At 70.1% G+C, this 6,718-nt stretch carries 8 protein-coding genes; 4 read left to right on the forward strand and 4 right to left on the reverse strand.

What is annotated here, in order from left to right:
• Nucleotides 1–21: 21 nt before the first annotated feature.
• Together G3I65_RS26740 and G3I65_RS26745 are read right to left on the reverse strand one after the other, a co-directional pair.
• Nucleotides 22–975 carry an AraC family transcriptional regulator gene (locus G3I65_RS26740; RefSeq protein ID WP_160698553.1) on the reverse strand — a complete coding sequence of 318 codons (954 nt, stop codon included), beginning with the start codon at nt 973–975 and terminating at the stop codon, nt 22–24.
• Between the two features lie 145 nt (nt 976–1,120).
• Nucleotides 1,121–1,576, reverse strand: a complete 456-nt coding sequence (locus G3I65_RS26745) for a MarR family winged helix-turn-helix transcriptional regulator (RefSeq protein WP_239071464.1) — start codon at nt 1,574–1,576, stop codon at nt 1,121–1,123.
• A gap of 95 nt (nt 1,577–1,671) precedes the next feature.
• Here G3I65_RS26745 and G3I65_RS26750 point away from each other — a divergent pair, with 95 nt between their 5' ends.
• Nucleotides 1,672–2,574, forward strand: coding sequence for an alpha/beta fold hydrolase (locus G3I65_RS26750; protein ID WP_160698555.1), 903 nt, complete (start codon nt 1,672–1,674; stop codon nt 2,572–2,574).
• A 163-nt stretch (nt 2,575–2,737) separates the two neighbouring features.
• Here G3I65_RS26750 and G3I65_RS26755 read toward each other — a convergent pair whose 3' ends face one another.
• Nucleotides 2,738–3,166: a hypothetical protein gene (locus G3I65_RS26755; protein WP_160698556.1), complete on the reverse strand. Its 429-nt coding sequence runs from the start codon at nt 3,164–3,166 to the stop codon at nt 2,738–2,740.
• 210 nt (nt 3,167–3,376) lie between these two features.
• Between G3I65_RS26755 and G3I65_RS26760 the strand changes: the two genes are divergently transcribed.
• Together G3I65_RS26760 and G3I65_RS26765 are read left to right on the forward strand one after the other, a co-directional pair.
• The gene (locus G3I65_RS26760) at nt 3,377–3,907 is read left to right on the forward strand and encodes a GNAT family N-acetyltransferase (protein ID WP_160698557.1); all 531 of its coding nucleotides are present in this window, start codon (nt 3,377–3,379) and stop codon (nt 3,905–3,907) included.
• Between the two features lie 163 nt (nt 3,908–4,070).
• On the forward strand, nt 4,071–5,381 hold the full coding sequence (locus tag G3I65_RS26765) for a 5'-methylthioadenosine/S-adenosylhomocysteine nucleosidase (RefSeq protein ID WP_160698558.1): 1,311 nt from the start codon (nt 4,071–4,073) through the stop codon (nt 5,379–5,381).
• Between the two features lie 12 nt (nt 5,382–5,393).
• Here the strand turns inward: G3I65_RS26765 and G3I65_RS26770 are convergent, their stop codons facing one another.
• On the reverse strand, nt 5,394–5,960 hold the full coding sequence (locus G3I65_RS26770; RefSeq protein ID WP_160698559.1) for a hypothetical protein: 567 nt from the start codon (nt 5,958–5,960) through the stop codon (nt 5,394–5,396).
• A 175-nt stretch (nt 5,961–6,135) separates the two neighbouring features.
• Between G3I65_RS26770 and G3I65_RS26775 the strand changes: the two genes are divergently transcribed.
• Nucleotides 6,136–6,718, forward strand: a 583-nt coding sequence (locus G3I65_RS26775) for a twin-arginine translocation signal domain-containing protein (protein WP_160698560.1), incomplete at its 3' end; no start/stop codon positions are given.

Below are 6,718 nucleotides of genomic sequence, written 5' to 3' on the forward strand. Positions count from 1 at the left end.
GGTGCCCGCGGGGCACCCCCATCACCCGTTGCGGACGTCGAACTCTTCGCGAAGCGCGCGAAGATCGGAATACGCGCGCGGGGTCGCGCCGAACCGTGCGCGGAACTCGTTGATGAAATGCGACGCGCTCGCGTAGCCGACCGCCTTCGACACCTGCGTGACACTCAGCCTGCCTTCGATCAGCAAGTCGCGCGCGCGGTTGAGCCGCATCTCCTTCACGAACTGGTACGGCGATTTCCCCGTCACTTCACGGAAGAGGTGTGAAAACGCCGAAGGGCTGAGCGAAACCCGTTCCGCCAGGTCGCTCACCGTCAGCGGCTCGGACATGTTGTCCCGCACGTAGGAGACGACCTCGCTGACCGGGTTGCGCGCCACCTCCGACGCCGCGATCTCCAGCAACCGGAAATACTGCCCGGCTTGCAGGATCCGGTACACCATCTCGGCCAGGTAGATCGGCGCCAGCACCCGGCGATCCGCGCCGGTGCCCGTCGCGCGGAGGAACCGCAGGGTGGCCGACATCAGCGTGCAGTCCAGCGGGGTGACGAACGCCCGCTCGGGCTGGCTGTGCGCCACCCGGTCGAACGTGGTGGCCCGCCGGTCGAGGACGTCGGCCGACACCCGCCGCACCAGCCCGGGGTCCACCTGCAGCACCAACGAGAGGAACGGCTTGGCCGGAGTGGCTTCGAGGATCTCCGCGGTGAAGTGCTGGCGGTCGCTCAGCACCAGGTAGTTGAACGGGTCGTAGGCGTGTGCGCGCCCGTCGGCGACCACGCGCTTGCGCCCCTGCGCGATGATGCACAGCGACAGGGACCGCACCTCTTCCCACTGCGGGGCGACGGGCCGGGTGTAGCGGTAGAAGGTCAGGCCCGGCCAGCCACCGGAGTTGCCACCCAGTGCGGGCGCGCGGTCCGCGATTTCGGCGAGCAGGTCACCTGCCGTATGGCGTTCTTCCAGCGGCCGGAGCAGGTCCGTCACGTCGTTCGCCTCCCGTCCGTGGCCCCTCGTCGGCCCAGAGCTCCACGGTAGGCCGCAGCCGATCCCGCGGGACTGCGGATTCCGGGCTGCTGTCTGTGGATTACGGCAGAAGGTCAGGGCGGATGCCGAGGGGCGGATCCGGCGATCAGTCCCGCAAGTCCTCGGCAGTGAACGATCGGCGCTCGGTGAGCCGGGTCAGGTGTGCTTCCAGGATCTCGAGCTGCCCGGGCCCGATCCGGGCCGCCCAGCGGCTGCGCACGTCGTCGAACAGGGCGCCGCCGATGGCCATCAGCTCGTGGCCGCGCGGGGTGACCCGCAGCCGCTTGCGGCGGGCGTCGCTCGCGTCGGGCTCGCGGTCGACGTAGCCGAACTCCTCCAGTACGGCGATGGTCTGCGCGGCCGCCTGCTTGGTGACCGACAGCCGTCGACCGAGCTCGGAGGCGGTGTCCGCGCCCGCGTCCACGGCGCGCAAGGCGAACTCGTGCACGGGACGGACGCCTTTGTGGCCGCGCTTCGCCAGCCCCACGTTCACCTCGTCGACCATGGAGTGGAACCCGCCGAGCAGCAGAAGCGCGAGCTCGGCACCGCTGGACTGCGCCATGCGGTCGATCATACGAGGTCCGGGCATATGGACAAGTCACTTGTCTATCTCTACAGTTCGACAAGTCACTTGTCTATCGACGCGACAGGAACCTCATGAACCGCATCGCCGCCACCATCCCCGGTGTCGACCACCACCGGATCAGCCTCAACGGCACCGAGCTGCACTACGTCGCCGCGGGCACCACCGGGTCTCCCGTCCTGCTGGTCCACGGCTTCCCGGAGACCTGGTGGGTGTTCCACAAGCTGATCCCCCTGCTCAGTGAGCACCACCGGGTGTTCGCCGTGGACCTCCGCGGATTCGGCGACTCGGCCACCGCCACGCGCGAGCACGACAGCGCCACCGCGGCGAAAGACCTCGGCGACCTGATCGCCCGCCTCGACGTCGGCCCCGTCCACCTCACCGGCCAGGACGTCAGCGGCCCCACGACGTTTCGCGTCGCCGCGACCCACCCGGAACTCGTCCGCAGCTACACCGGAATCGAGACCGCACTTCCGGGATTCGGCGCCGAGGCGCTCGCCGACGTCGCGCACGGCGGCGCCTGGCACATCGGCGTCCTCGCCGCCCCCGGCATCCCGGAGATGCTCCTCGCCGGACGCGAGCGCGAGTTCCTCACCGGCTACGCGATCCCGTCGCTCGCCGCGAATCCCGGCGCGTTCACCGACGCCGACATCGACGAGCTCGTCCGCTCCTACGGCCGGCCCGGCGCGTTCGCCGGCGCCGCGGGCCTGTACCGGTCGCTGCTCTCCGAGGGCGAAGAACTCCGCGCGCTCGCGGCCCGCAAGCTGAACATGCCCGTACTCGCGGTGGCAGGCGGCTCGAGGGACTTCACGCCCGCCACACTGCGGCAGGTCGCCGGCAGCGTGACCGCCGTGCACATCGAGCGGATCGGCCACTACGTGGCGATGGAAGCCCCCGACCGGCTCGGGGCCGCCCTCCGCTCCTTCTACGCGGACATCGACCGGAAATCGGCAACCGGCGACCGGCCGCGCGGGTGACGGAGCAGGCGATCATCCGCGCACGCGCGGTCAAGACTCCGTGCGGGCTCAGGGCCACCGAGGCCGGCTACTCGGTGCTGTTCGACACCGCCGGCAACTGGATCGCCCGGCTCGCGACCAGCAGCAGAACCCCAACCAGAACCAAAGCCTGTATCGAAGTCGGTCAGAGCCATTCGGGCACCCCTTGGTTTCGGGTCGCCCGGATCACCCGCCCGGTCGGGTCCGGCGCGTCCGGGTCGCGCAGACGATCGGTGAGCAGAAAGCCCGGCAGCTCCAGCCCATGCTCTTCGGTGAGCCGGAAGGTGCCGCCGAGCGCGCTGGGGTTCCAGCCGAGAGCGAGCGCGTGCTCGACGAGGCTTCGAACGTCGGCAGGCTCTGGGTAGGAGCCGTCCGTCGCGGCCGGGGTCCAGCCCACGCTCGTTGCTTTCGAGAGCAGGTCGGCCTCCAGGGCGCAGCCGGTCTTCCCGGCTCCCCAGACGCGCACCCGGACACAGCGATGGAAGTCGATGCCGTCGCCGGCGACCTGACCGATCGTGGCCCGCCAGGTGTAGGCCCGCTCCCCGATGCGGAGCGTCCGCAGCCTCGTCCGCACCGCACCACCCTAACCCCGCTTAACGCCGACTACAGCTCACATTTTCCGGAGACCGTCAAGGTTCCCGGCCATTCGACGTCCACGGGCTCATGGTGGCAGACCGCGCCCTCGGCGCCCACTCGTTTTCCGGCACGCAGACGTCCGCTTCTGCCGAATCGCGGACGCCGGGAACGTACGACGTCCGCCCGGTCAGTCTGCGAGAGTTGCCTCATGACCGATCACCCGAGGCCGGACGTGCGGATCGTGCACCTGACCGGTCCGGTATTCCGCGCTCTCGCACGGGGCGACCTGGCGGCGGCGAACGCGATCAGCCCGGTCCCCGTCTCCGCCTACTTCGCCGGCCCGGATTGGCGCGGAGTGTGGCAGGAGCGCAGCAGCCAAGTGGAGAAAGACCCGGCCACCGCGACCTGGGTCACCGGCGTCATCTGGGACGAACAGCGGCAGCTGGCCGTGGGCCGGGCCGGCTACCACGGGCCTCCCGACCCGTCGGGGACGGTCGAGATCGGCTACGCCGTCGAACCGGTGCACCGGCGCCGCGGGTACGCCCGCGCGGCGCTGGAAACCCTGCTGCGCCGAGCCGCCGACGAGCCGCGAGTGCGCAGCGTCCGGGTCACCATCAGCCCCGACAACCTGGCTTCCTACCAGCTGGCGTCGCAATACGGCTTCGTCGAGATCGGCCGGCAGTGGGACGGCGAGCACGGGCTGGGGATCGTCTACGAGGTCGCCGCAGGGCAGTCGTAGGCCGGGTACCCTCATCTACGCTGGCATGAACCCCGCCGGTCGCTGGCACAAAGACGCCCGCGGAGCAGCGCGGAAGGTCGCGGCTCTGGTTATCGCCAATCTCTCCCAGTACGCTCCGGGCCAACTCAAGCTCCTCCGGCGAGCCCGATGAAAAGATGGTTCCGTGACCGCGAAACCGGACCCTCCCCTGGGCACCGTGGTGATCTGCACCGCACTCGAAACTGAATACCACGCCGTCCGTGCGCACGTATCCGGTCCGCTGGACGAACGCGAGGTGCGCGGCACCCTCTACGAGATCGGCACTTTCCCGGCACCGCACGGCCACTGGACCGTCGCGCTCACCCAGACCGGGGCGGGAAACACGCCGGCGGCGATCGAACTGGAACGCGCCATCTCGGTGTTCCACCCGCGGTGCGTGCTCTTCGTCGGGGTGGCCGGCGGGCGCAAGGACGTCGCGCTGGGGGACGTCGTGATCGCCGATCACGTCTACGACTACGAGTCCGGAAAGGACACAGCGGCCGGCTACCTGCCCCGCATCAAGACAGCCGCTCCGTCGAGCCGGCTGCTCAACCGGGCCAGGCAGGTGGCGCGGGATCGGCTCTGGCAGTGTCGAATTCCCGGCCCCGCGGTGCCGGACGTCCCGAAGGCCGTGGTCAAGCCGATCGCCGCGGGAGGCAAGGTTGTCGCCGACCAGCGGTCGGCCACCGCACGACTGCTGGACCAGCACTGCGGGGACGCGGCTGCGGTCGAAATGGAAGGTCACGGCTTCCTGCACGGTGCTTACCTCAACCACCAGGTCGAGGCCTTGGTCGTCCGGGGGATCAGCGATCTGCTGTCCGGGAAGACCGAGGCGGCCGACGAGTACTGGCAGCCGATCGCCGCCCGGCACGCCGCGGCGTTCGCGTTCGAACTCCTCGCCCGGCACACCCCGGCGGCGGCCCCGATGCACGCTTCCGCCGCGTCAAGACGACGGCGGGGAGTCATCGCCGCCGCCGCGCTCGCCGTCGTGGCCGCGGCCGTGACCGGCGTGGTCGCGCTGTCCGGCGGATTCGACGCGACCGGCCGAACCACGCCGCCGAAACCGCAGGTGGCCGACTCCAGTGCGGTGGTCGCCCAAGGCGATATGTCCGCGAAGAACAACGACTGGATCAACCTCGCGAAGGGGTACGCCGCCAATTCCATTCCACCCGAACCCGCGGATTTCTTCGCTCGCAATTTCCGTGACCCGAGCAGCATGGAGCTGTTCAGCGCATCGGAAACATCGGCCTTCGCCGAGATCGACGGCGACGTCTCGAAACAGAGCTGCTCCACGGCGTTGCGCTCCCGGCGGGACCAATCCATCAAGGCGACACCCGACCTGATCGGCCGCTGGGTCTGCGCGCGGACCTGGAACAACGGCATCGCCGCCCTCAAGATCGGCAGGGTCGACCCCGACGCGGCTTCCATCGAACTGTCCTACCTGGTGTGGCAGTGACCGCGGGCCCGATCAGGCCTCGGGTTTGACCTTCGACGAGAGGAAGAACGAGCCCGCGGCCGCCAGGAGGAACCCGCCGGCCAGCTCCTTGACGCCCTGGACGTACAGGACGATCGTCGTGATGAAGCAGCCGATCCCGAGCACCGCCAGGACCGTGCCGATGACCCGTCGATACCGAGTGGACGGCGGCGAAGGAACACTCCCCGCCGGGAAACCCCAGCAGGGAAACGGACCGGGCCGGAACCGCCAGCCGTCTGCCCTGCGCCGCACCACATCGGGATGGCACCGGGCGTAGCGTAGGCGCCGAGGGGCGAGCTTTTCGAGGGGCAACGAGGCTTGCCGGATCGCGATCCATGCGACCGTGGGCAGGCACGCCACCACCGCCCAGACAGCCGCAACACCCTTCGAGGCCGCTGCGGTGATCCCGAGCAGGATGTCGAGCAGGCCACTGGCCGCGTACGCGATCACCGCGACGACGGCAAGCCCCATGGCGAACCGCTCGATCCGGTGCCCCGTGTGGCACCGGGCGCAGCGCGGAACGGAAACGACGTCGCGTTGATTGAACCCGTACTCCAGCATGCGAGCCGCGCACGAGCTTTTACCAGCTGTGTACGCGACCCGCCGTCGCTGGTCGACACGACCATCTCCAGTGCCAGCCGGCCCAGCCGTTCCGGGGGTCCACCCACATCGGTTGCAACGTGGCATGCCACGTCGCAAACTGGGTGCCCGATCCGTCCCCACCCGGAGGTCAAAGGTGACCGACTTCGATCGACGCGACGTGCTGCGTGCCCTCACCGCGCTGGGAGTGACGGGGGTGACCGCGAGCCTGCTCGGCGGGACCGCCGAAGCCGCCGGCACCGACCCGCTCTCCCTGAAGTTCTCCGTCACGGAACAGTTCCGGCCCTTCGCCCTGATCGCCCCGAAGTTCGTCCAGGTCGACACCGCGGCCCGGCCCGGCGCCCTCGTCAAGACCGGCGTCCGGCCGAAAGCGCCCTACGGGACGGTGACCGTCGACGTGCTCGACGCGGGCGCGCCCGTGGTCGCCGGGCTGGCCGGCAACGGCGTCTCGGTGCTCGGTACCTACGACCCCGCGGCCGGGCAGGCCGGCATCGAGATCACCACCGCGAGCGGTACCGCCGTCGTCAAGACCGCGGCGGCGGCCCTGCCGGGAGCGTTCGGCTTCGCCGTGGTGATCAACGAAAACGCCGTGACGGTGCTCGCCGACACCGGCACCGGCTGGCGGCCGCTGCTGACCGCGCGCGACCAGGTCCGCGCGCGGATCGACCTGCGCGACCCGGCGGTGCTGGGCGGGCTCGGCTACGCGTACGGCAGCCGCG

Origin of the sequence: Amycolatopsis sp. SID8362 (assembly GCF_010550475.1) — a bacterium.
GTDB lineage: Bacteria > Actinomycetota > Actinomycetes > Mycobacteriales > Pseudonocardiaceae > Amycolatopsis > Amycolatopsis eburnea.